This window comes from Methylobacterium sp. Leaf93 (assembly GCF_001422345.1).
In the GTDB taxonomy this organism is placed as follows: Bacteria; Pseudomonadota; Alphaproteobacteria; order Rhizobiales; family Beijerinckiaceae; genus Methylobacterium; species Methylobacterium bullatum.
Window position 1 is genome coordinate 663,028 of record NZ_LMMS01000001.1, and the last position, 25,231, is coordinate 688,258.

General features: G+C 68.0%; 24 protein-coding genes. 16 read left to right on the forward strand and 8 right to left on the reverse strand.

Annotated features, from left to right (window positions below; genetic code table 11):
* Window positions 1-93: 93 nt before the first annotated feature.
* On the reverse strand, window positions 94-1,590 hold the full coding sequence (locus ASF26_RS02860) for an EAL domain-containing protein (RefSeq protein ID WP_056249190.1): 1,497 nt from the start codon (window positions 1,588-1,590) through the stop codon (window positions 94-96).
* 283 nt (window positions 1,591-1,873) lie between these two features.
* On the opposite strand from ASF26_RS02860, the gene ASF26_RS02865 reads away from it, so the two are divergent.
* From ASF26_RS02865 to ASF26_RS02875, 3 genes are all read left to right on the forward strand, one after another.
* Window positions 1,874-2,095, forward strand: coding sequence for a heavy-metal-associated domain-containing protein (locus ASF26_RS02865; RefSeq protein WP_056249192.1), 222 nt, complete (start codon window positions 1,874-1,876; stop codon window positions 2,093-2,095).
* 233 nt (window positions 2,096-2,328) lie between these two features.
* Entirely contained in the window at window positions 2,329-4,002 is a 1,674-nt protein-coding gene (locus ASF26_RS02870; RefSeq protein WP_056249194.1) for a formate--tetrahydrofolate ligase, read from the forward strand.
* Window positions 4,003-4,114: 112 nt separating this feature from the next.
* Entirely contained in the window at window positions 4,115-4,801 is a 687-nt protein-coding gene (locus tag ASF26_RS02875) for a spermidine synthase (protein WP_056249207.1), read from the forward strand.
* Between the two features lies 1 nt (window position 4,802).
* On the opposite strand, the gene ASF26_RS02880 is transcribed toward ASF26_RS02875, so the two are convergent.
* From ASF26_RS02880 to ASF26_RS02890, 3 genes are all read right to left on the reverse strand, one after another.
* Window positions 4,803-5,021 carry a hypothetical protein gene (locus ASF26_RS02880; RefSeq protein ID WP_056249210.1) on the reverse strand — a complete coding sequence of 73 codons (219 nt, stop codon included), beginning with the start codon at window positions 5,019-5,021 and terminating at the stop codon, window positions 4,803-4,805.
* Window positions 5,022-5,142: 121 nt separating this feature from the next.
* On the reverse strand, window positions 5,143-5,436 hold the full coding sequence (locus ASF26_RS02885; protein ID WP_056249213.1) for a hypothetical protein: 294 nt from the start codon (window positions 5,434-5,436) through the stop codon (window positions 5,143-5,145).
* 122 nt (window positions 5,437-5,558) lie between these two features.
* Complete coding sequence (locus ASF26_RS02890; protein WP_244475796.1) at window positions 5,559-6,182, reverse strand: GNAT family N-acetyltransferase; 624 nt, start codon at window positions 6,180-6,182, stop codon at window positions 5,559-5,561.
* Between the two features lie 314 nt (window positions 6,183-6,496).
* Between ASF26_RS02890 and zapE the strand changes: the two genes are divergently transcribed.
* The 3 genes from zapE to ASF26_RS02905 all read left to right on the forward strand — a co-directional run bounded on the left by zapE (window position 6,497) and on the right by ASF26_RS02905 (window position 11,113).
* Window positions 6,497-7,642, forward strand: a complete 1,146-nt coding sequence (gene zapE / locus ASF26_RS02895; protein WP_056249216.1) for a cell division protein ZapE — start codon at window positions 6,497-6,499, stop codon at window positions 7,640-7,642.
* Between the two features lie 643 nt (window positions 7,643-8,285).
* A complete protein-coding gene (locus ASF26_RS02900) occupies window positions 8,286-8,765 on the forward strand; it encodes a (2Fe-2S)-binding protein (RefSeq protein WP_056249219.1) in 480 nt (159 codons plus the stop codon).
* On the forward strand, window positions 8,762-11,113 hold the full coding sequence (locus tag ASF26_RS02905; RefSeq protein WP_056249223.1) for a xanthine dehydrogenase family protein molybdopterin-binding subunit: 2,352 nt from the start codon (window positions 8,762-8,764) through the stop codon (window positions 11,111-11,113). Before ASF26_RS02900 ends, ASF26_RS02905 begins: the two co-directional genes overlap by 4 nt.
* A gap of 224 nt (window positions 11,114-11,337) precedes the next feature.
* Here ASF26_RS02905 and ASF26_RS02910 read toward each other — a convergent pair whose 3' ends face one another.
* The gene (locus ASF26_RS02910; protein WP_056249226.1) at window positions 11,338-12,123 is read right to left on the reverse strand and encodes a cation transporter; all 786 of its coding nucleotides are present in this window, start codon (window positions 12,121-12,123) and stop codon (window positions 11,338-11,340) included.
* Between the two features lie 68 nt (window positions 12,124-12,191).
* On the opposite strand from ASF26_RS02910, the gene ASF26_RS02915 reads away from it, so the two are divergent.
* Window positions 12,192-12,638 (forward strand): helix-turn-helix domain-containing protein, encoded by a 447-nt coding sequence (locus ASF26_RS02915; protein ID WP_018045987.1) that lies wholly within the window; start codon window positions 12,192-12,194, stop codon window positions 12,636-12,638.
* 76 nt (window positions 12,639-12,714) lie between these two features.
* The gene (locus tag ASF26_RS02920) at window positions 12,715-13,110 is read left to right on the forward strand and encodes a hypothetical protein (RefSeq protein WP_056249232.1); all 396 of its coding nucleotides are present in this window, start codon (window positions 12,715-12,717) and stop codon (window positions 13,108-13,110) included.
* A gap of 279 nt (window positions 13,111-13,389) precedes the next feature.
* Here ASF26_RS02920 and ASF26_RS02925 read toward each other — a convergent pair whose 3' ends face one another.
* Window positions 13,390-13,611 (reverse strand): hypothetical protein, encoded by a 222-nt coding sequence (locus tag ASF26_RS02925; RefSeq protein ID WP_018045985.1) that lies wholly within the window; start codon window positions 13,609-13,611, stop codon window positions 13,390-13,392.
* Between the two features lie 394 nt (window positions 13,612-14,005).
* On the opposite strand from ASF26_RS02925, the gene ASF26_RS02930 reads away from it, so the two are divergent.
* The 8 genes from ASF26_RS02930 to ASF26_RS02965 all read left to right on the forward strand — a co-directional run bounded on the left by ASF26_RS02930 (window position 14,006) and on the right by ASF26_RS02965 (window position 21,764).
* Window positions 14,006-14,194, forward strand: coding sequence for a hypothetical protein (locus ASF26_RS02930; RefSeq protein ID WP_056249236.1), 189 nt, complete (start codon window positions 14,006-14,008; stop codon window positions 14,192-14,194).
* 687 nt (window positions 14,195-14,881) lie between these two features.
* Window positions 14,882-15,964 (forward strand): sulfate ABC transporter substrate-binding protein, encoded by a 1,083-nt coding sequence (locus ASF26_RS02935; RefSeq protein WP_280136341.1) that lies wholly within the window; start codon window positions 14,882-14,884, stop codon window positions 15,962-15,964.
* A gap of 322 nt (window positions 15,965-16,286) precedes the next feature.
* The gene (gene cysT, locus ASF26_RS02940; protein ID WP_056249239.1) at window positions 16,287-17,144 is read left to right on the forward strand and encodes a sulfate ABC transporter permease subunit CysT; all 858 of its coding nucleotides are present in this window, start codon (window positions 16,287-16,289) and stop codon (window positions 17,142-17,144) included.
* Window positions 17,137-18,018: a sulfate ABC transporter permease subunit CysW gene (gene cysW, locus ASF26_RS02945; RefSeq protein WP_056249243.1), complete on the forward strand. Its 882-nt coding sequence runs from the start codon at window positions 17,137-17,139 to the stop codon at window positions 18,016-18,018. The genes cysT and cysW overlap by 8 nt, the downstream gene beginning before the upstream one ends.
* 4 nt (window positions 18,019-18,022) lie before the next feature.
* The gene (gene cysA, locus ASF26_RS02950; protein ID WP_056249246.1) at window positions 18,023-19,069 is read left to right on the forward strand and encodes a sulfate ABC transporter ATP-binding protein; all 1,047 of its coding nucleotides are present in this window, start codon (window positions 18,023-18,025) and stop codon (window positions 19,067-19,069) included.
* 94 nt (window positions 19,070-19,163) lie between these two features.
* The gene (locus ASF26_RS02955) at window positions 19,164-19,721 is read left to right on the forward strand and encodes a DUF4337 domain-containing protein (RefSeq protein ID WP_018045979.1); all 558 of its coding nucleotides are present in this window, start codon (window positions 19,164-19,166) and stop codon (window positions 19,719-19,721) included.
* A 70-nt stretch (window positions 19,722-19,791) separates the two neighbouring features.
* Entirely contained in the window at window positions 19,792-20,298 is a 507-nt protein-coding gene (locus ASF26_RS02960) for a phosphate-starvation-inducible PsiE family protein (RefSeq protein ID WP_056249250.1), read from the forward strand.
* 119 nt (window positions 20,299-20,417) lie between these two features.
* On the forward strand, window positions 20,418-21,764 hold the full coding sequence (locus ASF26_RS02965; protein ID WP_056249253.1) for an L-serine ammonia-lyase: 1,347 nt from the start codon (window positions 20,418-20,420) through the stop codon (window positions 21,762-21,764).
* A 108-nt stretch (window positions 21,765-21,872) separates the two neighbouring features.
* On the opposite strand, the gene ASF26_RS02970 is transcribed toward ASF26_RS02965, so the two are convergent.
* Window positions 21,873-22,325, reverse strand: coding sequence for a BLUF domain-containing protein (locus ASF26_RS02970; protein ID WP_056143771.1), 453 nt, complete (start codon window positions 22,323-22,325; stop codon window positions 21,873-21,875).
* A gap of 382 nt (window positions 22,326-22,707) precedes the next feature.
* Window positions 22,708-25,038 carry a Tex family protein gene (locus tag ASF26_RS02975; RefSeq protein WP_056249256.1) on the reverse strand — a complete coding sequence of 777 codons (2,331 nt, stop codon included), beginning with the start codon at window positions 25,036-25,038 and terminating at the stop codon, window positions 22,708-22,710.
* Window positions 25,039-25,231: the final 193 nt, after the last annotated feature.

Below are 25,231 nucleotides of genomic sequence, written 5' to 3' on the forward strand. Positions count from 1 at the left end.
TCGGGGGCATCGAGAACGGCTGATCGGTTAGGCCGCCCACGCACTGAAATCAACGCAGCGCCGTCGACGCGCCGGGGTCCGGGCAGGTCTGCCTCAGCCGGCGCGGCGCAGAAAATCGCGGAACGGCCGACGCTGCGGCGGCGGTTCCGGATCGTCGCCGCCGGGTTCTCGGGACGGAGGTGGCACCGGGGATGGTGCGGCCTGTGGCGGAGTGGCGGCCAGGACCTCGGCCCGCACGGCCCGCGCCGGAGCGAAGACGGTGCCTTGCGCCAGTGGAACGTCGAGATCGATGAGATCGGGCACGTCGCTCTCGCGTTCGACCGACTCCGCGACGAGCCGGATGCCGGCCCGGGACAGGGAGGCGACGAGGTCGTCGAGAGCGATATCGGGCATGGCCTGGCGGGAATCGGGACGCAGCAGGAGATCGGCGGGGACCTTGACCTGGCTGACGCCCCGGTCGGCCAGGGCCAGTGGATCGAGCCGCAGGTCAACGGGACGGTCCAGGGCGAAGCCGACACGGCCGCGCAGTTCCGCCAACGCGCCCGCCTGCTCGGCGTCGAGGCTGCGCCAGCTCGACTGGGGCAGCGCGATCACGAGGCGGCCCGACAGACCGGGCTCGCCGACGAGCAGCCGAGGCAGCGTGCGCAGGAAACCGGGCTCGAACAGGGAATGCGGCGACAGGGCGTAGGTCACCGCGGCCTGACTGCCGCGCCCGCTGAGATGGCGTGCCACGGTGGCGACCAGGGGAAGCATGCGTCGATCGAGTTCGGTCGTCCGTCCATGGCGTTCGAGGACCGGCAGGAACAGTTCCGGCTTGAGGATGTCGGCGCCGAGGCGCAGGCGCGCCAGTGCCTCGTAGGACACGACCTTGCGCTGGGGCAGGGAGACGATGGGCTGGAGATGGACTTCGAGCCCGTCGCCGTCGAAGGCCGCGACCATGACCGCATCGCGGCTCCGGTCCGGTCGCGCCCGGTCCGTGACGGGCTCGGACCGCTCGAGCGGCGGCCAGGCTCGGGGCACCCAGGGGGTCCCGCCCGTCTCGTTGCGGAATGCCGGGGAAGGCGGCGGGACGACGGGGGCATCGAGGACGGGCTGACGGGAGGCCGGCCGGACGACCGGAGTCGGGGCGGGACCCGCCGGCGGCGTCGCCTTGAGGCGGGCGATCTCACCATCCTGCGTGGCGACCACGGCGGCGAGTTCGCGGACGATGCCGCTGAGCAGGCCGATTTCCGCCGTGACTTCCTCGACGGCGGCCTCCACCGCGGCGTTCCCGGCCTGCTTGCCCTGTGCCGGTTCGGCCTCGTCGGCGCGGGCACGCTCGATCCGCATCTGCTGGTCGGCGATGAGGCGGGCCACGGTCTCCAGGCGCACGAGGCGTTGCGAGAGAATGTCGAATTCGCCCGAGAGCTTCTCGCAGCGCTGGTCGAGCTTACGCGCCCGGCGCGAGGCCAGGATGGCGACGAAGCCGCCCATGGCCGCCAATCCAAAGGCGCCGCCGATGGGGGAGATCACTGCGAGCGGCGCCAGGACCACGAACCCGATCAGACTCAGGAGCCACGGGACCGTGCGTCGGCCGACGATCCGGGCCATCGGAATACTCTTACCCTCACGACAATCGAGCGGAGATGCAGGGTCCCGGTTACGGATTCCGCAAGTCGGGATAGGCTCCGGTTGTCGCCGACACGACGAGGTCCCACAAGATGGACGCAGGCTGCGTGAACCGGTTTTTTGCCATGTGTTGCATGAGCTTCCAAGCTTGGCTTCAGCCAGCCTGGCATCGCCGCGGAGGCCGCCGGGGCCATTCCCTCTCGCGGCCGGAGGGGATTTGGCTCTACATGAGTGCGGGACATGACCCAGCGACGGGAGCGGGTGGATGGACGCGAGACGGGTGGACCTGCTGATGCAGGTGGACGGCATGACCTGCGACGGGTGCGCCGAGGCCGTGCGCAAGGCGATCCTCCGGATCGATCCTGAGGCGCATATCGCCGTCGACCGCGATCACGGGCGCGTGGCGATCACCACCGATGCCCAGGCCTTGACGATCGCCGAGGCTCTGGACCAAGCCGGCTACACAGCAACGGCGATGTCGGGCTGACGCCGGCCCCGCCCACCGCCGCGGGCGATCCATGCTGGATTCCGCACTCTCAAATGAAATTTTGCAGATGCGTTGAAAAATTCCGACGCGCTTTTGCTTGCTCCATCGCTCACAGTGATGACAACGGTGAAGCATGGTGCCCGCGGCGCCGATGCCCGACGCCCCGAACACACGACGTTCCACAATAAACGCCCGCGCGACACGCCATCGCGACGACAGACCGGGAGAGACCTATGCCCTCAGACATCGAGATCGCCCGCGCGGCAACCCTGAAGCCGATCACGCAGGTGGCCGAGAAAATCGGCATTCCGGACGAGGCGCTGCATCATTACGGCCGGCACATCGCCAAGATCGACCACGCCTTCATCAAGTCGCTGGAATCGAAGCCCGAGGGCAAGCTCGTCCTCGTCACCGCCATCAGCCCGACCCCGGCGGGCGAAGGAAAGACTACGACCACGGTCGGCCTCGGCGATGCGCTGAACCGCATCGGCAAGAAGACGGTGATGTGTCTGCGGGAGCCCTCGCTCGGACCCTGTTTCGGGATGAAGGGGGGTGCCGCCGGCGGCGGCAAGGCCCAGGTCGTGCCAATGGAGCAGATCAACCTGCACTTCACCGGCGATTTCCACGCCATCACATCGGCTCACAGCCTCGCCGCCGCGCTCATCGACAACCACGTCTACTGGGCCAACGAGCTCAACATCGACGTGCGCCGCATCCATTGGCGCCGGGTCGTCGACATGAACGACCGCGCCCTGCGGTCTATCACCCAGTCGCTGGGCGGCGTCGCCAACGGCTTCCCGCGCGAGGACGGGTTCGACATCACGGTGGCCTCGGAAGTCATGGCGGTGTTCTGCCTCGCCCGTGACCTCGACGACCTCGAGGCCCGCCTCGGCCGCATCGTCATCGCCGAGACCCGCGACCGCAAGCCGGTGACGCTCGCCGACGTGAAGGCCACGGGAGCGATGACCGTGCTCCTCAAGGACGCGCTGCAGCCGAACCTCGTCCAGACCCTGGAGGGCAACCCGGCCCTGATCCATGGCGGCCCCTTCGCCAACATCGCCCATGGCTGCAACTCGGTGATCGCCACCCGCGCCGGCCTCAAGCTCGGCGATTACGTGGTCACCGAAGCCGGCTTCGGTGCGGATCTCGGCGCCGAGAAGTTCATCGACATCAAGTGCCGGCAGGCGGGGCTGAAGCCCTCGGCGGTGGTCATCGTCGCCACAGTGCGCGCCCTCAAGATGCATGGCGGCGTCTCCAAGAAGGAGCTCGGCTCCGAGAACCTCGACGCCCTGGAGAAGGGCTTCGCCAACCTCGCCCGCCACGTGAAGAACGTGCGCGGCTTCGGCCTGCCCGTGGTCATCGGCGTCAACCACTTCTACGCCGACACCGATGCCGAGCACGCCAAGCTGAAGGAGCTGTGCCGCGACAAGCTCCAGGTCGAGGCCATCACCTGCAAGCATTGGGCGGAAGGCGGAGCCGGCGCCGAGGAGCTGGCGCAGGCCGTGGTCAAGCTCGCCGAGGGCGAGCAGAAGCCGCTGACCTTCGCCTACGAGACCGAGACCAAGCTCACCGACAAGGTCAAGACCATCGCCACCAAGCTCTACGGCGCGGGCGACATCCAGGTGGAATCCAAGGCCGCCACCAAGCTCGCCCAGTTCGAGAAGGACGGCTACGGCAACCTGCCGGTCTGCATGGCCAAGACGCAGTACTCGTTCTCCACCGACCCGAACCTGATGGGCGCTCCCTCGGGCCACACCATCTCGGTGCGCGACGTGCGGCTCTCGGCCGGCGCCGGCTTCGTCGTGGTGATCTGCGGTGAGATCATGACCATGCCCGGCCTGCCCAAGGTCCCCGCCTCGGAGGGCATCCATCTCGATGCCGACGGGCAGATCGAAGGCCTGTTCTAGCCGGACGCCAGCGGCCCCTCCCCTGTCGGGGAGGGGTGTCTGCCCGGCCTCGCGTGATCCCTCGCCCCGGTTGTGATAGCCGGGTCGGCATGCAGTCCCGCCGGCCCCGCTCATGATTCCCTGGCTCGTCCTCGACACCGCACCGATCCCCGGGGATGCGGGCCAGTTGCGGCTGCTTCAGCGCGGCACCGAATTCTCGATCCAGCTCGGACATAACGAGTTGATGAACAGCCGCCTCAGCGGCTCGGAGAAGGCGCTGGCGATACTCGCGGCGGAGCGGGTCGGAGGCCGCGCGGGCGCGCGTTTCCTGATCGGCGGTCTCGGCATGGGTTTCACCCTGCGCGCGGCCCTCGATGCGTTGCGCCCCGACGCCGCGATCGTCGTCGCCGAACTCGTGCCGAACGTGGCGGACTGGGTGCGGGGACCGTTGAGCGCCCTGTCGGCGAATGCCCTCGACGATACGCGGGTGGACCTGCGGATCGGCGATGTCGTCGGCGCGATCCGCTCGGCGACCGCGGCCTACGACGCCATCCTCCTCGACGTCGATAACGGCCCCGACGGGCTCACCAGGGCGGCCAATGACAGGCTCTATGACGGGGCGGGATTGGGCGCGGCCATGACGGCCCTGCGGCCTGGTGGCGTGCTCGCCGTATGGTCTGCGCATCCGGACCGAACCTTCACTCAGCGCCTTCGCCGGGGCGGGTTCGCCGTGGAGGAAGTTCCTGTCAGGGCCAATGTCACCAGCGGCGCCCGCCACACGATCTGGCTGGCGATGAAACCGGGGCGTGCGCCGCGCTGATTCAGGCCGAGTGCCGACCGCGCTCCAGGCGTCGGTTGAGACGGGTTACGCCATAGATTTCAGCGAGTTGGCGTCGGGCCGCCTTCACCGGCGCGTCGTCGCGCTCGGTGCGGGCCGCCGCGATGACGCGCAGCGTATGCGCCACGCAAAGCTCCAGACGGACCGTGGCTGCACCGTCCGGCGGTCGCCGATCCTGGACGAGATTCTCGGCAATGGTCATGCGGCAAGCCCCCTCGATCATGACGAACGGGACCCGGTCTAACTGCGCCATGCGGCGGCCATTGGGTGGAGACTGGGCCACACGGTGACAGCTTGGCCATGGCGCCGGCGCGTGGCGGTGCTCAGTCGCGCGTGCTGCCCTCGTTGAACTTGTCGCGGCAGACATATCCGACGAAGCATTTGGCCACGTCACGGGTGAGTTCGTAGGTGGGCTTGGGCGCTTCCGGCAGGGGGCAGAAGCCGCCGTCGCGGACGATCCTGTCGTAGGTGATCGGCCCCGTCGTCATCACGATGGCGCCGACGCGGTTCACCAGGGCGGCGGCATCGGCGCAGAGCATGGCGGGCGTCGCCGGCCGCTCCTGTGCCGAAACAGTGAGCGGAGCCAGGACGATACAGGCGGCGAGCGCGGATCTCATGGCACAGGATCTCATGGCGGAGCGATCGTTTCGACCGGGGTGCCGGGCGGATGCGCCGCCCGGTGGGAGCAAAGGATAGCGCCGGGCGGCACCGCCGCCAATCCGCCGGATGACGCCATCTCTCACGCCGCCCTTTTCAGCGGCTCGGCCGCGGCGGCCACCGCCAGGGTGAAGTCCAGCGCCTCGTCGAGACCCTCCCGCCAGAGGGAGATCGGCGTCGGACGGGCCAGGACGAGAGCCCCCTCCGCATCGCCATCGGCCAGGGTTACGACGGCGCCGAGCTTCGTGGCGAGTCCGCGCATGGGTCCGTTCCGGCTGAGACAGCGGACATGCAGGTCGCGGACGCCGCGGTTGCGCGCCGCCGAGACGATCCGCCGGAAGAGGGCGTGGCCGAGGCCGTTGCGGCGAAACCCGCGCTCCACGGCGAAGGCCGCCTCCGCGTCGCGACCGAGGCTCAGCCCCGGCACGGGGCCGGTGAGCGGGCGCAATTCGCCGAGCGCGCGCAACGTCCCCTCGACGAAACCGCCGAAGACCAGCCCCTCGACCGTGAGGGCACGGGCGGCGTAGGCGACGGCCGCAGCATCGCTCAGGGCGGCCATGAAGCGGTTGGCTCTGGTATCGGGGTCGAGCCTTAGGAAATAGGCCTCGACCATGGCACGGTCGCTGGGCCAGAGGCGCCGGACATTCGGTCCGGTCGGAATCGTGTCGGGCATCGTGGTGCCGTACTCCGGAATGACAACGCGCATGCTGCGCGGGCTCCGGGCGTAACCTCCCTCGAGGAAGCTACCAGATGGCATCGGCACCGGTTTTGTGCAATGCAACAAAACGTCATCCCGCCGACGCGCCGCGCTTGATCCCCCCGGCGACGCGCGGCAGACCGGTCTTCGGGCCTACGGTCTTCGGACCTGTCGCCGGACCGGTTCCATCGACGCGCGCGCGGCCATCGCGCCGTCTCGTATCCGAGGTCGCCATCGTCGTGAGTCCCCCCTCAGGTTCCGCCCCGTCCGCCGGTTCGCAGGGCGGCGATTCTCCTCCCGGTCCGGTCTCGGCACGCTACGACATGCTGGTCTCGTCCGGCGCCATCGAGCGCGACCCGGCCCAGATTCATCTGGTGCAGGCTCTCGACAGGCTGGTCCAGGATCTCGACCGGCGCAGACGGGCGAAGAAGGGCAGCGCGCTCGGCTGGCTGTTCGGGCGCAGCGGCGACGGCGAAGGCCCGCCCAGGGGCCTCTACATCTGGGGCTCCGTCGGGCGCGGCAAGACCATGCTGATGGACCTGTTCCACGAGGCGGCGCCGGGCAAGAAGCGCCGGGTCCATTTCCACGGCTTCCTGTCGGATGCCCATGAGCGCATCCACGCTCACCGGCAGGCGCTCAAGGCGGGCACGGCCAAGGGTGACGACCCGATCCCGGTGGTGGCGGACGCGCTGGCCGACGAAGCGACGCTGCTCTGCTTCGACGAGTTCACGGTCACCGACATCGCCGATGCGATGATCCTCGGGCGGCTGTTCGGGGCCCTGTTCAAGCGCGGCGTCACCGTGGTGGCGACCTCCAACGTCGAGCCCGACCGGCTCTACGAGGGCGGGCTCAACCGTGCCCTGTTCCTGCCCTTCGTCGCGGAGCTGAAGAGCCGGGTCGAGATCCTGCGCCTCGATTCCCGCACGGATTTCCGCCTGGAAAAGCTCGGCGGGGCCTCGGTCTATCACGTGCCCGCCGACGAGGCGGCCGAGGCGGCCCTCACCCAGGCCTTCAAGGGCCTCACCGGCAAGGCGAGGGGCAAGCCGGCCACGATCCGGGTGAAGGGCCGCGAGGTTTCCGTGCCGGAGGAGGCCGCCGGCGTCGCCCGGTTCGGCTTCGCCGATCTCTGCGCCCAGCCGCTCGGCGCGTCCGACTACATGGCCATCGCCCAGTCGTTCCAGACGGTGATCGTCTCGGGAATCCCGGTGATGGGCGAGGCGAACCGCAACGAGGCCAAGCGCTTCATCACCCTCGTCGATACGTTCTACGACGCCCATGTGAAGCTCATCGCCTCGGCGGCGGCCGAGCCGACCGGTCTCTATACGGCAACCGAGGGCCGCGAAGCGTTCGAGTTCGACCGCACGGTCTCGCGCCTCATCGAGATGCGCTCGTCGGAATACCTCGCCTTGCCCCATGGGCGGGGGGATTCCGAGGCGAGCGGGTCAAGTTCCGGCCTCGTGGAGACCTGAGCGCCCGTTTTCGGTGTTTCTCCAGGGCTTTGCCTCCTCCTGAGGGGCCGTGTAGCGGCTTTGAGGGAGGGCTCCTTAAGATCGCGCGACGACTGGAGGCCTCCTTCAAGGCCCGCTGACGCGGGCACCTCAGGATGAGGGGGGCTGATTGGATGATCGACTTTGGCATCCGCATCTAAGTGGACAGAGCGATCATGCGGTGTGACCACGCCGATATCAAAATGATTCGAACGGTTTGAGCCACGGCCGGAGCGATGTCGGCAGAGCCGGCATAGACAACGAGCGATCGTCGAAAACGTCGCAGCGCCTCAATACGCGCCGTGCGCAACAGCACATCGAATCCGCAGCCGAGCTTCGCGAAAGCGGCGCCCGCGGCTGCCGGCCGTTGCACTGCAGCACCCCTACCGTTTAATTGGATTCATTATGAGGTACGGGGCGTGGGGGCTTCGTGCACTGCGACGGTTCCCTATGGAGGGGCGCCGGATCCGCTGCCGCACCTCAAATATGTTTCGATGCGGGACGGCGACCATGTCGCGCGCGCCCCGCGCCTGACTGACGACCTCCGAGGTATTCGCGAGCCCGACGGATTGGTGGCCAGCCGATCTCGACCGGTCCGTGGCCTGAGCGATGACAGGATAGACCGATGATCAAACTCACCGTGAACGGGGCTGAACGCAGCTTCGACGGCGATCCCGATATGCCGCTGCTGTGGTTCCTGCGCGACGAAGTCGGCCTCACCGGCACCAAGTTCGGCTGCGGCCAGGCGCTCTGCGGCGCCTGCACCATCCATCTCGGCGGCACCGCCGTGCGCGGCTGCGTCACCCCCATCTCCGCGGCCGAGGGCCAGGATGTGGTGACCATCGAGGGGCTTTCCCCCGACGGCAACCACCCGGTCCAGGCGGCGTGGCGCGACCTTAACGTCTCGCAATGCGGCTATTGCCAGTGCGGGCAGATGATGCAGGCGGCGTCCCTCCTGAAGGATACGCCGAAGCCCAACGACGCCCAGATCGACGAGGCCATGAGCGGCAACCTCTGCCGCTGTGGCACCTATCCGCGCATCCGCGCCGCGATCCACCAGGCCGCCGGCAATGCCCCGGCCGCCAACAAGGGAGAGCGCCTGTGATTCACGACGCACAGCTCACGGCCGACCTCGCCGCCGAGACGACCGCCGCCGCTTCGGAAGCGCCCAGCGCTCTCGCCAATGTCAGCCGCCGCGCCATGCTCGGCGGCCTGGGCGCCCTGGTCCTCGCCCTGTCCTGGAAGGATTCCGCCCGGGCAGAGGACAAGAAGGACGAGCCGAAGAAATTCGGCGCCGATGCCATGCCGCATGGCTGGCAGGACGACCCGAAGGTGTTCGTGGCCATCGCGCCGGACGGCACCGTCACCATCACCTGCCATCGCTCGGAGATGGGCCAGGGCGTGCGCACCTCCGTCGCCCTCGTCGTCGCCGACGAGCTCGATGCCGATTGGGCCAAGGTGAGGGTCGCCCAGGCCTGGGGTGACGAAGCTCGTTTCGGCAACCAGGATACCGACGGCTCGCGCAGCTTGCGCCACTTCTTCCCGCATCTGCGCCATGCGGGTGCTGCGGCGAAGGCCATGCTGGTCCAGGCCGCCGCCAAGCAATGGGGCGTGCCGGCAACGGAAGTGAAGGCCGAGAACTCGGTCCTCACCCACGCCAAGTCGAAGCGCACGCTGGGCTACGGCGATGTCGCGGCGGCCGCCGCCGAACTCGCCGTCCCCGCCCGCGAGAGCGTGATCCTGAAGGACCCCAAGGCCTTCAAGTTCATCGGCAAGGGCAAGATCGGCCTCATCGACAACCGCGACATCACCACCGGCAAGGCGATCTACGGCCTCGATACCCGGCTCGACGGGATGCTCTACGCCCTCGTCGCCCGCCCGCCGGTCTTCGGCGGCAAGGTGGCGAGCTACGACGATGCCGAGACCATGAAGATCCCCGGCGTGGTCAAGGTGTTCAAGATCGACGCCCCCGAGATCCCGTCCGAGTTCCAGCCGATCGGCGGCGTCGCCGTCATCGCCAAGAACACCTGGGCGGCGATGAAGGGCCGCGAGGCCCTGAAGATCACCTGGGACGACGGCCCGAACGCGAACTACGATTCGGTCGCCTTCCGGGGCGAGTTGGAGAAGGCAGCGCGCGCGCCCGGCAAGGTCGTGCGCAACCAGGGCGACGTCGACGGCGCCATGGCCAAGGCCAAGCAGCGGATCGAGGCCGAGTATTTCGTGCCCCATCTCGTCCAGGCCCCGATGGAGCCGCCGGCCGCCACGGTGCGGATCAAGGACGGATTCTGCGAGGCCTGGGCCTGTACCCAGGCTCCCCAGGCGACCCATGACCGGCTGGCCAAGAAGCTCAACCTGCCGGCCGACAAGGTGCGGGTGAACGTGACGCTGCTCGGCGGCGGCTTCGGCCGCAAGTCCAAGCCCGATTACGTGCTCGAGGCCGCCCTGTGCTCGCAGGCCGTGGACGGCGCCCCGGTGAAACTCACCTGGACCCGCGAGGACGACCTCCATCACGGCTACTACCACACGATCTCGGTGGAGCGCCTGGAGGCCGGCCTCGACGACAAGGGCATGCCGGTGGCCTGGCTCCACCGCTCGGCCGCCCCGACGATCGGTTCGATCTTCGCGGCCGGCGCCAAGAACGAGCTCCCCTTCGAGCTCGGGATGGGGCTGACCAACACGCCCTTCGACGTGCCCAACATCCGCCTCGAGAATCCGGCGGCGGATGCGCATGTGCGGATCGGCTGGTTCCGCTCGGTCTCGAACATCCCGCACGCCTTCGCGATCCAGTCCTTCGTCGCCGAGCTGGCGCATGCGGCGGGCAAGGATCCGAAGGAGTACCTGCTGGCCCTGATCGGCCCCGACCGGGTGATCGACCCGACCAGCATCGGCGATGTCTGGAATTACGGCGAAGATCCCGCCCGCTACCCGATCGAGACCGCGCGCCTGCGTGGTGTCATCGAGGCGGCGGCCAAGGGCATCGGCTGGGGCCGGAAGCTGCCGAAGGGACGGGGCCTCGGCATTGCCGGACACTACAGCTTCGTCACCCACACGGCGGTGGCGGCCGAAGTGGAGGTGGGGTCCAAGGGTGAGGTCTCGGTCAAGCGCATCGACATCGCCGTCGATTGCGGGCCGCACGTCAACCCGGAGCGTATCCGCTCGCAGATGGAAGGTGCCGTCGTCATGGGGATGGGCTTGGCCTTATCGGCCGAGATCACCTTCAAGGATGGGCGCGCGCAGCAGAACAACTTCGACGGCTACGAAATCACCCGTCTCGACGCCGCCCCGAAGGAACTGCACGTCCACCTGATCCAGAACAACGACTACAGTCGTCCGCTCGGCGGCGTCGGTGAGCCGGGCGTCCCCCCCGTGGCGCCGGCCATCGCCAACGCGGTCTTCGCCGCCACCGGCCGCCGCATCCGGCAGCTGCCGATCCGCGACCAGCTGAGCTCGTAAGCACAAAGACCCTCCGGCCCGAAGACTTGGGCCGGAGGGTCACATCGTTCGACACGTGGTCCAGCCCTCCACCTCATCCTGAGGTGCCGCGCAGCGGCCTCGAAGGAGGGGTCCAGAGCCGACTGCGCGACCTGGAGGCCTCCTTCGAGGCCTTCGCTGCGCTCCGGCTCCTCAGGATGAGGGGCCGGGTTGGAAGTGCCGAAGGCAGAATCGCCTTTCGGACCTCACTCAGCCGCCACCGCCCGCGCCTCCCGGCCTCCCTCCCGATACTCGCCCCAGGCCTGTTTCAGGATCTGGACCGAGGAGGTGAGGAAGATACCCGCCATGAGGGCGGCGACCGCGAGGTCCGGCCAGGCGGAGGTGGTGCCCCACACCGCCAGAGCCGCGCCCATCACCACGATGTTGCCGATGGCATCGTTGCGCGAGCACAGCCAGACGGAGCGGACATTGGCGTCGCCATCCTTGTAGCGCATCAGCAGCAACACCGAAGCGACGTTGGCGGCCAGCGCCAGCAGGCCGATGCCGCCCATCCATTCCGCGCTCGGCACGCCGAGGACGAGGGTCTGGTAGATCGTCGAGCCGAAGACCCAGACCGCCATCAGGCTGAGGCTCACCCCCTTGGCCAGGGCCGCCAACGAGCGGGTGCGCAGGCTCGCGCCGATGACCGCGAGGCTGAGGCCGTAGGTGACGGTGTCGGCCAGGAAGTCGAGGGCGTCCGCCTTCAGCGCCTGTGATCCGGCCGCCTGGCCCGCCGCCATCTCGGTGACGAACATCGCGCCGTTGAGGGCGATGACGAACCACAGCACCCGCTTGTAGCGCGGATCGACCCCGTCGAAGACCGGGACGCCGCCGCCGCAGCCGCAGGATTCCTCGTGCGCCGATGCTGTCGGAGCCTGCGCCGCGACGGCATGGTGATGCCCGTCGCCCGGTGCATGAGCATGAGCATGAGCATGCGCGTGCGTGTGGATGTCGGGCTGGTTCTGGCTCGTGCCGCAGCAGGATTCGGCCATGGCTCTCTCCTTGTTTCGTCGTTAGACAGGAGCCTACAAGCTCTAGCGACTAGAGGATCAAGCGGAAAATGACGTTCTCGATCGGAATCCTGTCGCGCCGCGCCGGAGTGAAGGTGCCGACGATCCGCTATTACGAGCAGGTCGGGCTGATGCCGTCGCCGCCGCGCACCGACGGGCAGCAGCGCCGCTACGGTGACGCCGAGGTGGCGCGGCTCAACTTCATCCGGCACGCGCGCGAGCTCGGCTTCGAGGTCGATGCGATTCGCGAACTTCTCGCCATGAGCGCGCAGCCGGAGGAATCCTGCGCCGAGGTGGACCGCCTCGCGCGGCGCCACCTGGCGGAGGTGGAGCAGCGCATCGCCCGGCTGGTCTCCCTGCGCACGGAATTGCAGCGCATGGTGACGGAATGCGGCCATGGGCGGGTGGGCGAGTGCCGGGTCATCCAGGTTCTGGCGGATCACGGCGAATGCGACCACGACCATGGCGGTGCGCGGCCGGGATTCGCCGAGGCGTAAACTTCGCCGCTCCGGCGGAGCCGAAGGGGCCGGCGGCGGGTTGTCCCGTCACAGACCCGCCCGTTGAGGATGCCCCATGTTTCAGAGACCCCGTTCCTTCGCCGCCTTGCTGGCCGCCGGATTCGCCGCCAGCCTTGTGGCCGGCCCGGTCCTCGCCTCCCCGTGTTCGGAGAAGATCGCGCGCCTCGAAGCGAAGGTGAAGGAGGAGGCGACCGGCGCCATCTCGGCCTCGACCTCGGGCAAGGCGGCGGCCGGAGCGCGGGAAGGCCAGGGAGAGACCGGGCAGGGAGGCAACGCCTCGACCCCGGCCGCTCCGCCGGAGAAATCCGCTGAAGCCGGCAGAGGCTCCGATGCCGCGATGCAGGCCAAGGTCGCCCTGGACGAGGCCCGCACCGCCGACGGCAAGGGCGACGCCCAGGCCTGTAACGCCGCGCTGGAGCGCGCCAAGAGCCAGCTCGCCACGGCTCCGTGAGGCGCGGGTGCGACCGCCGTCGCGGCGCACTGGCCGGGGGAGCCCGGCACGGTGCCTGTGGCCCGCACGATGGCCCGTTGCGCGATGGCGCGGCGGGTCGTGGGGATGTCCCGGCAAAGCGTAAAAAGAGAAGTTTTTTCTTTTAAGGCCGTCTCGGACATCCGCCGCGACCGGCGTCGTATCGGCGCGGACGCGGAATGCGCGCCGGCTCGCCCGTCCCTGTATTCGAGGCGGCGCGGAAAGGCCGCCGCCGTCGATGGAGTATTCCTTCGGGGGGTCCTAGGCGGCCGCGCTCAAGGCGTGTTTGTTGCCCTGAATGCCGGCACACAGATCATCGATCTCCGCAAGATCTAGACTTTCACCTGAGTGACTCGCAATTGCATCGATCAGGTGATCTTGCCGAGGATCAAAGGGATGGCCCTGAAGGCGATAGAATTGATAGTAACGCAATGCCGCCAATACGGTGTCGCGCTCTCGCACTGTGATGGTGATGGTCTGCATTCTTTGAAGATCTCCCCTTCGTGCAGTTTTTGCTCTCCGAACACTTGAATCCGACTCAGCGAGCGAGAGCGTTGTAACCCCGCTTCGGTGCGGCCGTCCACAGCCGGAAACCATTCGGTAACCCTGTCGGCGGGTCGGCCGAGGGGCCGGCCGGAGGCAACCCTTTGCAGGCGTGCCGTTTCCTCCCGGAGGGACGGGCGGCGGATTTATTTCGCCCTGGAAATGTAAAATGTCATTGACAGGAAAGGGGAAAACTGGCGCCGCCCGGCAAAGCTCGGCCGCATGCGGCTTTCGCGGAATCGATAAAATTGTTCTTAACCAATCCGTGGGAGCCTTCTGGTCACGACCGACTCACTCACCCGTGAGAAAGTCGATATGAGCGGAGCCACCCCTCATGACCAAAATGCAGCCGGATGACGGGCAGGACGGTCGAGCCCCCCGGGCAAGACCCGTGGCGCTCTCCGCGAGCGTACGACGCCATCTCGGGCTGAACCTGCGCACCCATTATGCGGCTTCGCTGGTCGAGCCGGTGAGCGAGCGGATCGAGACGCTGCTGACGAAGCTCGGCCGCACGAAAGGCTGACGCGTCACGTGGAATGAGCGGGACAACACACGCCGTTCAGAATTGCGGTGCTATTGGTCCCGCCCACGCGCCGGACCTGCCCGGCCCGTCCGCAGCCAACCCGCGAAACCCGATCCCATGACCGTCCTCGTTCTCGTCGTCGCCGGAAACATCCTGCTCGCGACCCTGTTCTCCCTTGTCGCCCTCGCCTCCGACTGAACGGCCCTCGCGAGACGCTTCGGCGTTCCAGCCTGCCTCCACATCACGGCTCTCGACGTAGCGTGAGCCACCCAGCCCGGACGACCGGTCGCGGCATCCCGCAACCGGCGCTTCGTCGTGCCTCCATGGATCGGTCCGACGCCGTCCGGCCCCGCTCTCCGTTTCGCCGATTCGTCGGCCTAGCGGCCCTCGCGATCGGCCGGAGGACGCCATGCGGATCGGCGCGTGATCCGGGGCGGAACGTCCTTTCTAAAGAACCAGCCTCCCTGAGCATGTTGTTCCAAATCGGCGGCAACGGAGAGATTTTCGTTCCCCACACCGCCAAGATCTCGTCATGGCCTCGTTTTCTGAAGGAGAATTACCTATCTAAGCTCAGTAACTCCAATCCGGCCGAGCTTGACATTGTTCTTTAAAAAGAACGAAACGTAGCATCACCGGGGCATCGGGACGGCGACGTTCCCGCGCCGCGACGTAGCCGGAGACAACCCTGTGAGCTCGACCATGTCCTCGACGCCCAACGCCCGCCGTCTCTCCCAGAGAAGGCGCATCCTCGCCCTGTGCGCCGGTTCGGTCGGCCTGGTCTCGGCGGGGCTCGGCTCCGCGCTGTTCGCCGCCGGCAGCGCCCAGGCGCAGACCGAACTCCTCAACGTCTCCTACGATCCGACGCGTGAGCTCTATAAGGAGATCAACGCGGCCTTCATCGAGGAGTGGAAAGCCAAGACCGGCGAGACGGTCACCATCCGCGCGGCCCATGGCGGCTCCGGCTCGCAGGCCCGCACCGTCATCGATGGTATCCCCGCCGATGTGGTAACCCTGGGCATCCCCTCCGACATCGACGCGATCAGCCGCATCTCGAAGAAGATCCCGGCCGACTGGCGCACCAAGCTGCCCAACGAAGGCCTGCCCTATACCTCCACCGTGGTGTTCCTCGTGCGCAAGGGCAACCCGAAGGGTGTGAAGGACTGGGGCGACCTGGTGAAGCCGGACGTGAAGGTGATCACCCCGAACCCGAAGACCTCCGCCGGCGGGCGCTGGAACTTCCTCGCGGCCTGGGGCTACGCCTACGAGAAGGAAGGCAAGAACGCCGACAAGGCCAACGCCTTCGTCGGCCAGCTCTACAAGCAGGTGCCGGTGCTCGATACGGGCGCGCGCGGCTCCACCGTGACCTTCGCCCAGCGCGGTCTCGGCGACGTGCTGCCGACATGGGAGAACGAGGCCTATCTCGTGTTCGACGAGTTCGGCCGCGACAAGTTCGACGTGGTCGTGCCGCCGACCTCGATCTACGCCGAGCCGCCGGTGGCCCTGGTCGACGCCAATGTCGACAAGAAGGGCACCCGCAAGCAGGCCGAGGCCTACCTGCAGTTCCTCTACACGGACAAGGCACAGGCGATCTTCGCCAAGCACCATTACCGTCCGATCAAGCGCGAGGCCGCCAAGCCCGAGCATCTCGCGCAGCTGCCCGAGCTGAAGCTCTTCAAGATCGAGGATCTCCAGGGCAACTGGGACGATATCCAGAAGAAGAACTTCGACAATGGCGGCCTGTTCGACCAGCTGAGCAAGCCGCCACAGTAACGCGGACCTCCCCCGTCGCGGCTACGGGATTCACACATCCGCTCTTAACGGCAGAGCGCGTCCCTCTCCCCCTTGTGGGGAGAGGTCGGGAGTGGGGGTGGCGCCGCTTGCCTCCGCAGCTTGAGCGTCGCCCGACCACCCCCACCTCCAACTCCTCCCCACAAGGGGGAGGAGGGCTCGTCAGCGCAGACCGCGAAATGTGTGACCCGTAGCCGTCACGGGGAGGGTGCCCGCGGAGCGGAGGGCGACCTTCCGCCGGACACCGAACCCGCTTCCCGACCCGCCGATGCGTGAGCGAGGCGACCCACTTCAGGACCACCCCATGGCAGAGCCCCCTCTGCGTCCGAGACGACGCTTCCGTCAGCCCAGCGTGATTCCGGGCTTCGGCATCACCTTCGGCTACACGCTGACCTGCCTCGGCATCATCGTGCTGCTGCCGCTCGCCGCCCTCGTCGCCCGCGCCTCCGGCCTCGGCCTGTGGGGGATCTGGGAGGTGGCCACCGATCCGCGCGTCGCCAGCGCCCTGCGCGTGAGTTTCGGCGTGTCGCTCATCGCGGCGCTCACCGCCTCGGTCTTCGGGTTCCTCATCGCCTGGGTGTTGACCCGCTACCGGTTCCCCGGCCGCAAGATCGTGGACGCGGTGGTGGACCTGCCCTTTGCCCTGCCCACCGCCGTCGCCGGCATCGCCCTGGCCTCCCTCTATGCGCCCAACGGTCTCGTCGGCGAGCAACTCGCCAAGCTCGGGATCGAGGCCGCCTACACGCCGGTGGGCATCTACATCGCCATGGTCTTCATCGGCCTCCCCTTCGCCGTGCGGACGGTGCAGCCCCTCATCGAGGAGATCGACAAGGAGATCGAGGAGGCCTCGGCCACCCTTGGCGCCGATCGCTGGCACACCCTCATCAAGGTGGTGGTACCGCCGCTGATCCCGGCGGTGCTCACGGGCTTCGCCCTCGCCTTCGCCCGCGGCGTCGGGGAATACGGCTCGATCATCTTCATCGCCGGCAACCTGCCCTACGTCTCCGAGATCGCGCCGCTCCTCATCGTCATCAAGCTCTCCGAGTTCGATTACGGGGGCGCCTGCGCCATCGCGACGATCATGCTCGGCATCTCGTTCGTGACGCTGCTGGCCATCAACCTGATCCAGGCCTGGAGCCGCCGGAGGTTCGGATATGTCTAGCGCCCTCGCCACCACTCGGCCCCCCGCCCATGCCGGGAGCGTGGTCACCGAAGGCTTCGCCGTCCGCGCGCTGCTGATCGGGATCGCGGTGGTCTTCCTCGCCCTGTTCCTGGTGCTGCCCCTGGTGACGGTGTTCATCCAGGCCTTCGCCAAGGGCTGGTCGGCCTATCTCGCCGCCTTCTCCGAGGTGGATGCCCGCTCGGCGATCCGCCTCACCCTGCTGACCGCAGCCATCGCCGTGCCGTTCAACCTCGTCTTCGGCGTCATGGCCTCCTGGGCCATCGCCAAGTTCGAATTCCGCGGCAAGAACCTGCTCGTGACCCTCATCGACCTGCCGTTCTCGGTCTCGCCGGTGGTCTCGGGCCTGATCTACGTCCTCGTCTTCGGCGCTCAAGGGTTCCTCGGCCCGTGGCTGCTCGCGCACGACATCCAGATCATCTTCGCCGTTCCCGGCATCGTGCTCGCCACGATCTTCGTCACCTTTCCCTTCGTCGCCCGCCAGCTGATCCCGCTGATGCAGGAGCAGGGAACCGCAGAAGAAGAAGCGGCGCTGACCCTCGGCGCCTCCGGCTGGCATGCCTTACGGACGGTGACGCTGCCCAATATCCGCTGGGGGCTGCTCTACAGCGTGCTCCTCTGCAACGCCCGGGCGATGGGTGAATTCGGCGCGGTGTCGGTGGTCTCGGGCCACATCCGCGGATTGACAAACACACTGCCGCTCCACGTGGAGATCCTCTACAATGAGTACAACTTCGTTGCCTCTTTCGCCGTCGCTTCCCTCCTTGCCGGCCTCGCTCTTGTCACCCTCCTCGTCAAATCCCTCCTCGAATGGCGATTCAGCGCCGAGATCGCAGCGGGCGCACGGGGTCACTGACCCGGTGGGTTCGTCCACGGCGATCCGGGTCGAGGGGCTGTCGAAGACCTTCGACACCGCGGCGGTGCTGCACGACCTTTCCCTCGACGTGCGGGCGGGCGAGCTACTGGCGCTGCTCGGCCCCTCGGGCTCGGGCAAGACCACGCTGCTGCGCATCATCGCCGGGCTCGATTTCCCCGATCGCGGGCGGATCATCTTCGGCAGCGACGACGCCACCCGCGTTCCCGTGCAGGAGCGCGCCGTCGGCTTCGTGTTCCAGCACTACGCCCTGTTCAAGCACATGAGTGTCGCCGAGAACATCGCCTACGGCCTCAACGCCCGGAAGCGCGCGGACCGGCCGGCCAAGACCGAGATCAAGCGCCGGGTCGGCGATCTCCTCGACCTCATCAAGCTCTCGGGCTTCGCCGACCGCTACCCGTCGCAGCTCTCCGGCGGCCAGCGCCAGCGCATCGCGCTCGCGCGCGCCCTGGCCGTCGAGCCCCGCGTGCTGCTGCTGGACGAGCCCTTCGGCGCCCTCGACGCCCAGGTGAGGAAGGACCTGCGCCGCTGGCTGCGCGAGATCCACGACCGCACCGGCCAGACCACGATCTTCGTGACCCACGACCAGGACGAGGCGCTGGAGCTCTCCGACCGCGTCGCCGTCCTGTCCAAGGGCCGCCTCGAACAGATCGGCACCCCTGACGAGGTCCAGGAGAATCCGGTCTCCTCCACCGTGCTGAAGTTCCTCGGCGACACGATCGAGGTGGAGGCCATCGCCCAGGGAAGCGAGGTCCGTGTCAACGGCCGCCTCACCCCGGTGAAGGCACCGCCCGGTCTCGTCGGCCCGGTCAAGCTCTATGCGCGACCGTGGCAGCTGCAATTCGCCGAGCCCGACCAGGCCCATCTCGAAGGCCATGTGCGTTCGTCCTATCGCAGCCAGGGCCGCCAGCGGATCGAGGTGGACCGCCCCGAGGGCAAGACCGTGGTGGTGGAAGCCTCCGACACCCACCGCCTCGCCGCCGGCCGCCCGGTCGGGCTCAAGATCATCGCCGGCTACGTCTTCAAGGATTGACGGCGCTGGCGGGGGTACCGCGGAGGAAACGGTTGCGCTTCCTCTTCGGATCGGCTGTGACTGCCGCCGTCGAAATCGAGCGGGAGCATCCGGCATGTCGGGTCATGGAGCCATTGAGGGCTCGAACAAGAAGGTCGCGCTGCTGATCTCGGTGCTGGCGCTGTTCCTGGCGCTGGCCGAGACCCTGGCCAAGGGTGCGCAGACGGAAGCGCTCAGCGCCAACGTCGAATCCTCCAACCAATGGGCCTATTACCAGGCCCGCACCATCCGCGGCACCATCCTCAAGACCGCCGACGAGACCCTCGCCCTGATCCCGCCGGAGACGGCCAACGCACCGGCCATCGCGGCCAAGCGCGCCGAATGGGCCAAGACCATGGCCCGCTGGGAATCCGACCCCGCCACCGGCGACGGGCGCAAGGAGCTGCAGGAGAAGGCGCGGGCCTCGCAGGAGCACCGTGACCTCGCGCTCCATCGCTACCACCATTACGAGTTCGGCTCGGCCGCCTTCCAGATCGGCATCGTGCTCGCCTCGGCCCAGGTCATCACCGGCATCGCCGCGCTGACGCTGGCGGGCGGGTTCCTGGGCCTCGCCGGCCTGGTGATGCTGGGCTTCGGCCTCTACGCGCCGCACGTTCTGCCGTTCTTTCACTGACGCACGAATCCCGGCACCGAGCCTGGACTCTCGCCTCCTTCGCGACAGTTGAAGGAAAGGGAGGCGAGACATGGCGCAAGACAGCGAGCAGGAAGGCCGGCTGACCCGGATCTCGGCCTTCGTCTTCCTTCACACCGAACACGCCGTCTATGCCGCCCTCGGCCTGCTCCTCGCCGGGACGGCGATCCTCGCCCTCATCGACGCGACGGGCCTGCTCCTCGGCGCGATCCGCCATCTCGGAGGTTCGGGCGAACTCCTCAAGATCGTCGACAGCCTGCTGTTCCTGCTGATGCTGGTGGAGATCCTGCACACGGTGCGGGTCTCGATGCGCTCGGGGCGGCTCACCTGCGAGCCCTTCCTCATCGTCGGGCTGATCGCCTCGATCCGGCGCGTCCTCGTCATCACCCTGCAATCTTCCGAGGTGATGCACGCGCCGATGACGGCCGAGCGCGAGGCGCTGTTCCGTGCCTCGATGATCGAGCTCGGCGTGCTGTCCGGGCTCATCCTCACCATGGTGATCTCGATCTTCCTGCTGCACCGCGCCCGCGACGACAACGAGGTGGCCGGCAAGGAATGATCCCGCCCTCGCGGAATTGGCTTCGCACTTGCGAAGACGAGGCCCGAGCTTCAGATCAGGCCGATGAGACGAGCGGTCGCGACGCCGCGCGCTGTTGCGGATGAGACGGACCGGGACCGATGATCAGCGCCTTCGACCTGTTCAAGATCGGGATCGGCCCGTCGAGTTCGCATACGGTGGGGCCGATGGTGGCGGCCCTCGATTTTCGCGAGCGGACGCGGCGCCGTCCCGGTCTCGCCCGTATCCGCGCCGAGATCTTTGGCTCCCTCGCTTGGACTGGGCGCGGGCACGGGACGGATGTCGCCATCCTCCTCGGCCTCCTCGGCCATAGCCCCTCCGCCATCGACCCCGACCGGGTGGACGAGTACGTGGCCGAGGCGAAGCGGACGGGCCGGCTCGGCCTCGGCGGGCCGGCCTTCGCCCTCGAGACCGATCTCGTCTTCAACTTCACCGAGGTGCTGGCGGTGCACACCAACGGCATGCGCTTCCGTGCCCTCGACGGGCACGGCACGGTGCTCGACACGGTCACCTGCTATTCCATCGGCGGTGGCTTCGTCGTCGGCGAGGAGGCGGTCCGCGCGGGCGAGGCGGTGGAGTTTCCGCTGCCCTATGCCAGCGCCGCCGATCTCCTGGCCACGTGCCTGCGCACCGGCTTCTCCATCGCCCAGGTCCAGCGCGCCAACGAGGGCGCGAGCCGCAGCCGCGAGGCCATCGACGAGGGGCTCGACGCCATCCGCGACGCGATGTTCGCCTGTATCGACCGGGGCCTGCGCCAGACCGGCGAACTGCCCGGCGGCCTCAAGGTGCGACGGCGGGCCAAGAAGCTGTTCGAGGACCTGGAAGCCAACCGCCACCTCAACGCCCGGCCGGCCCACGAGATCATGGACTGGATCAGCCTGTTCGCCCTCGCGGTGAACGAGGAGAACGCCGCCGGCGGCCGGGTGGTGACCGCCCCCACCAACGGCGCCGCCGGGATCGTTCCGGCTGTCCTGCGCTACGCCCGCGACTTCTGCCCCGGCTGGTCGGACGAGCGCGGCCGCGAATTCCTGCTGGTGGCGGCCGCCATCGGCGGTCTCATCAAGAGCCGCGCCTCGATCTCCGGCGCCGAGGTCGGCTGCCAGGGGGAGGTCGGCTCGGCGGCGGCCATGGCGGCGGCGGGCCTCGCCGCGCTGCTCGGCGGCTCGACCCTGCAGATCGAGAACGCCGCCGAGATCGCCATGGAGCACCATCTCGGCATGACCTGCGACCCGATCGGCGGCCTCGTCCAGATCCCCTGCATCGAGCGCAACGCCTTCGGGGCCAACAAGGCGGTGGTGGCCGCCTCCCTGGCTTTGCGCGGCGACGGCATCCACCGGGTCAGCCTGGACGAGGTCATCGAGACCATGCGCCAGACCGGCCACGACATGCAGGCGAAATACAAGGAGACCTCGCTCGGCGGCCTCGCGGTGAACGTGGCGGCGTGCTGAGCCGCCGATCCCGTCTCAGCCGTCACGGCCGGTTCTGCAGATTATCCAGACGGTGACGAGCAAAACCCATGGCCGTCCGTGCACTCTGCGAACCCTCGGGTGCCGGGGCTAGCTGGCGAGACGCTGCGCCTGACGCTTGGCCGCATCGAAGGCCTGAAGATCGAGGGCGAGATTGATGACGTGGGCGCTCTTCAGGCGTGTCGGCTCGATCGCGCTTCCGATACCGTGCTGCAGGTAGACTTCTTCCACCTCTGGCGTTCGCATCGCGCCGCCCATGGTCCAGTTGGGGAAGGAGCGGCTCTGAACATTGCGCGCATCCATGATGGTTGCGGTGGCGTGGCGCGGGTCGCGTGCAATCCGAGTATAGGTGGCACTCACCTGGGCTTGCTCACCCTCCAGAATCTGAATGAACCACGTCTTGTCGAAAATGAGGAAGCCGGTGATCCCGTCTCTGCTATTATTGCGCTGAGAAGCGGAAACGATGTCCCGCAGATTCGTAAGCATTGCGCGGTCGTTACCCTGCACGACGTTACGGCTATAATAGACGAGTTGGTGAATCATCGTAGATTTTCACTTCCGTTAAAAAGCGAAGCGTAAGAAAATGATCGTCTCTGACGCTCATGCAGCCCACCAACGCCGCACGAACGATATCGGCCTTGACCCGATTGTCTTGTTTGATCGCTAAGTTAATCAAATCCGAATACGCAACGATAAGCAGCTCTTGGAATCCTCTTCACCACTCGGGCCAGCGACAGGCGGAGGTCTTTACGCGACGTGCCGGATGCCGGGAAACGGTCCCAGCCGAGATTTCGGTATGAACGGCGCGAAGATCGCTCACCGTCCAGCCGAGAGCCCGATCACGGGATTCAGAGCCTATGCCTGGGTCCGGATCGCGCCCGAGGTACCCGAAATCGTCTCCTGGGAGAGGAGACGCACGCCGCCGTCAGCGGCGTCCCCGGTCCTTGCCCTCCGCCGCCCGGCGCAGGGCCTCGGCCATGGCCCCGTCGGGGGCCGGGCCGCGTGGCGCCGGGGCCGGCGCGGGTCTCTGCTGGGGGCGTGAGGAGGAGCGCTCCTCCTGTCGCCCCGGTCGCGGCGCGCCCGCTTCCTCCGAGCGCATGCTGAGCGCGATGCGCTTGCGGTTGGCATCCACCTCGACGACGCGCACCTGCACCACGTCGCCGGGCTTCACCACCTCGCGGGGGTCCTTCACGAACCGGTCGGCCAGGACCGAGATGTGGACGAGGCCGTCCTGGTGGACGCCGATATCCACGAAGGCGCCGAAGGCGGCGACGTTGGTCACGACACCTTCGAGGCGCATGCCGGGCCGGAGATCCGAAATCTTCTCGACGCCCTCCTGGAAGGTCGCGGTCTTGAAGGCCGGGCGCGGGTCGCGGCCGGGCTTTTCCAATTCCGACAGAATGTCGGTGACCGTGGGCAGGCCGAAGGTCTCGTCGGTGAAGCGCTTCGGGTCGAGGCTCTTCAGGACGGGGCCGTTGCCGATGACGGCCTGGATGGGCTGTCCGGCGGCGGCGAGGATGCGGCGCACCACCGGATAGGCCTCCGGATGCACGCCCGACGCGTCGAGGGGATCGTCGCCGTCGCGGATGCGCAGGAAGCCGGCGGCGAGCTCATAGGCCTTGGGGCCGAGGCCGGCGACCTTCTTGAGGCTGGCGCGGGTGCGGAACGGCCCCTTCTCGTCCCGCGTCGTCACGATGTTGGCCGCCACCCGCTCGGAGAGGCCGGAGACGCGGGCGAGCAGGGGCGCGGAGGCGATGTTCACGTCGACGCCGACGCCGTTCACGCAATCCTCCACCACCGCATCGAGGGCCTTGGAGAGCTGACCCTCGCCGAGATCGTGCTGGTACTGGCCGACGCCGATGGCCTTCGGCTCGATCTTCACCAGTTCGGCGAGCGGGTCCTGCAGGCGCCGGGCGATGGAGACCGCCCCGCGCAGGGTCACGTCGAGGCCCGGCAATTCGGCGCTGGCATAGGCGGAGGCCGAATAGACCGAGGCGCCGGCCTCCGACACCATCACCTTTGTGAGCTTCAACTCCGGCTGCTTGGCGATGAGTTCGGCGGCGAGCTTGTCGGTCTCCCGCGAGGCGGTGCCGTTGCCGATGGCGATGAGCTCGACCTTATGGGCGCGGCAGAGCTTGGCCAGGGCGACGAGGGCGCCGTTCCAGTCCCGGCGCGGTTCGTGCGGGTAGATCACGTCGGTGGCCGCGACCTTGCCGGTGGCATCCACCACCGCGACCTTCACCCCCGTCCGGAACCCCGGATCGAGGCCGAGGGTCGGCCGGGCACCGGCCGGGGCGGCGAGCAGCAGGTCACGCAGGTTGCCGGCAAAGACACTCACCGCGCCGGTCTCGGCCACCTGTTTCAGGCGTCCGCGCAGGTCAGTGTCGAGGGCGGGTTTCAGCTTGGTGCGCCAGGTCCGGCGCACGGTCTCCATCAGGAAACGGTCCCCCGGCCGGCCGTGATCGCCGATGCGGAAGGCGCGGGCGATGCGCAGTTCCTGCCAGGAGGGCACGCCCTTCTCGGCCACGTCGCCGGGGGCATCGGTGATGTCGAGGTCGAGGATCTCCTCCTTCTCGCCCCGGTACAGAGCCAGGATGCGGTGCGAGGGCAGGCGCGTGAGCGGTTCGGAGAAATCGAAATAGTCGGCGAACTTCTCGCCCGCCGCCTCCTTGCCCTTCTTGACGGTGGAGGTCATCCGGCCGCGCTGCCAGACCGTGTCGCGCAAGCTTCCCACCAGTTCCGGGTCCTCGCCGAACCGCTCGATCAGGATGGTGCGCGCGCCCTCCAGCGCGGCCTCGACATCGGCGACGCCCTTGCCCGCATCGACGAAGGCGGCGGCGGCCTGTTCCGGCGCGCGTTCGGGATGGGCGAGCAGCGCCTCGGCGAGGGGGCCGAGCCCGGCCTCGCGGGCGGCCTGCGCCTTGGTGCGGCGCTTCACCTTGAACGGGAGGTAGAGGTCTTCGAGGCGCGCCTTGGTGTCGGCGGCGAGGATGCGGGCCTTCAAGGCAGGGTCGAGCTTGCCCTGGCCGTCGATGCTGTCGAGGATGGCGGCGCGGCGCGCCTCCAGGTCGCGCAGATAGGCGAGGCGCTCCTCCAGATCGCGGAGCTGGGAATCGTCGAGGCCGCCGGTGACCTCCTTGCGGTAGCGCGCGATGAACGGCACCGTCGACCCGCCATCGAGAAGCTCGACGGCCGCAGCGACCTGCCGCTCGGCGACCTTGAGCTCCGCCGCGATGGTTGCAGTGATGGCGGCCATGGAATCCTCGCGCGCGTGAAGGGGCCGCGGTGTCTACAGGCCGGGCCGGAGCGTGGTCAAACCGCATCCGGCCGCCCCGCCTGGCTCCCGGGCCGAGGTGTTCGTGACAAAGCCCCCCGTGTCGATACCGATTGTCGTGAAAGCGGACGCCGAACACGCTTGCCTGCCATGGACATGGGGTTCGTCGCAGCGG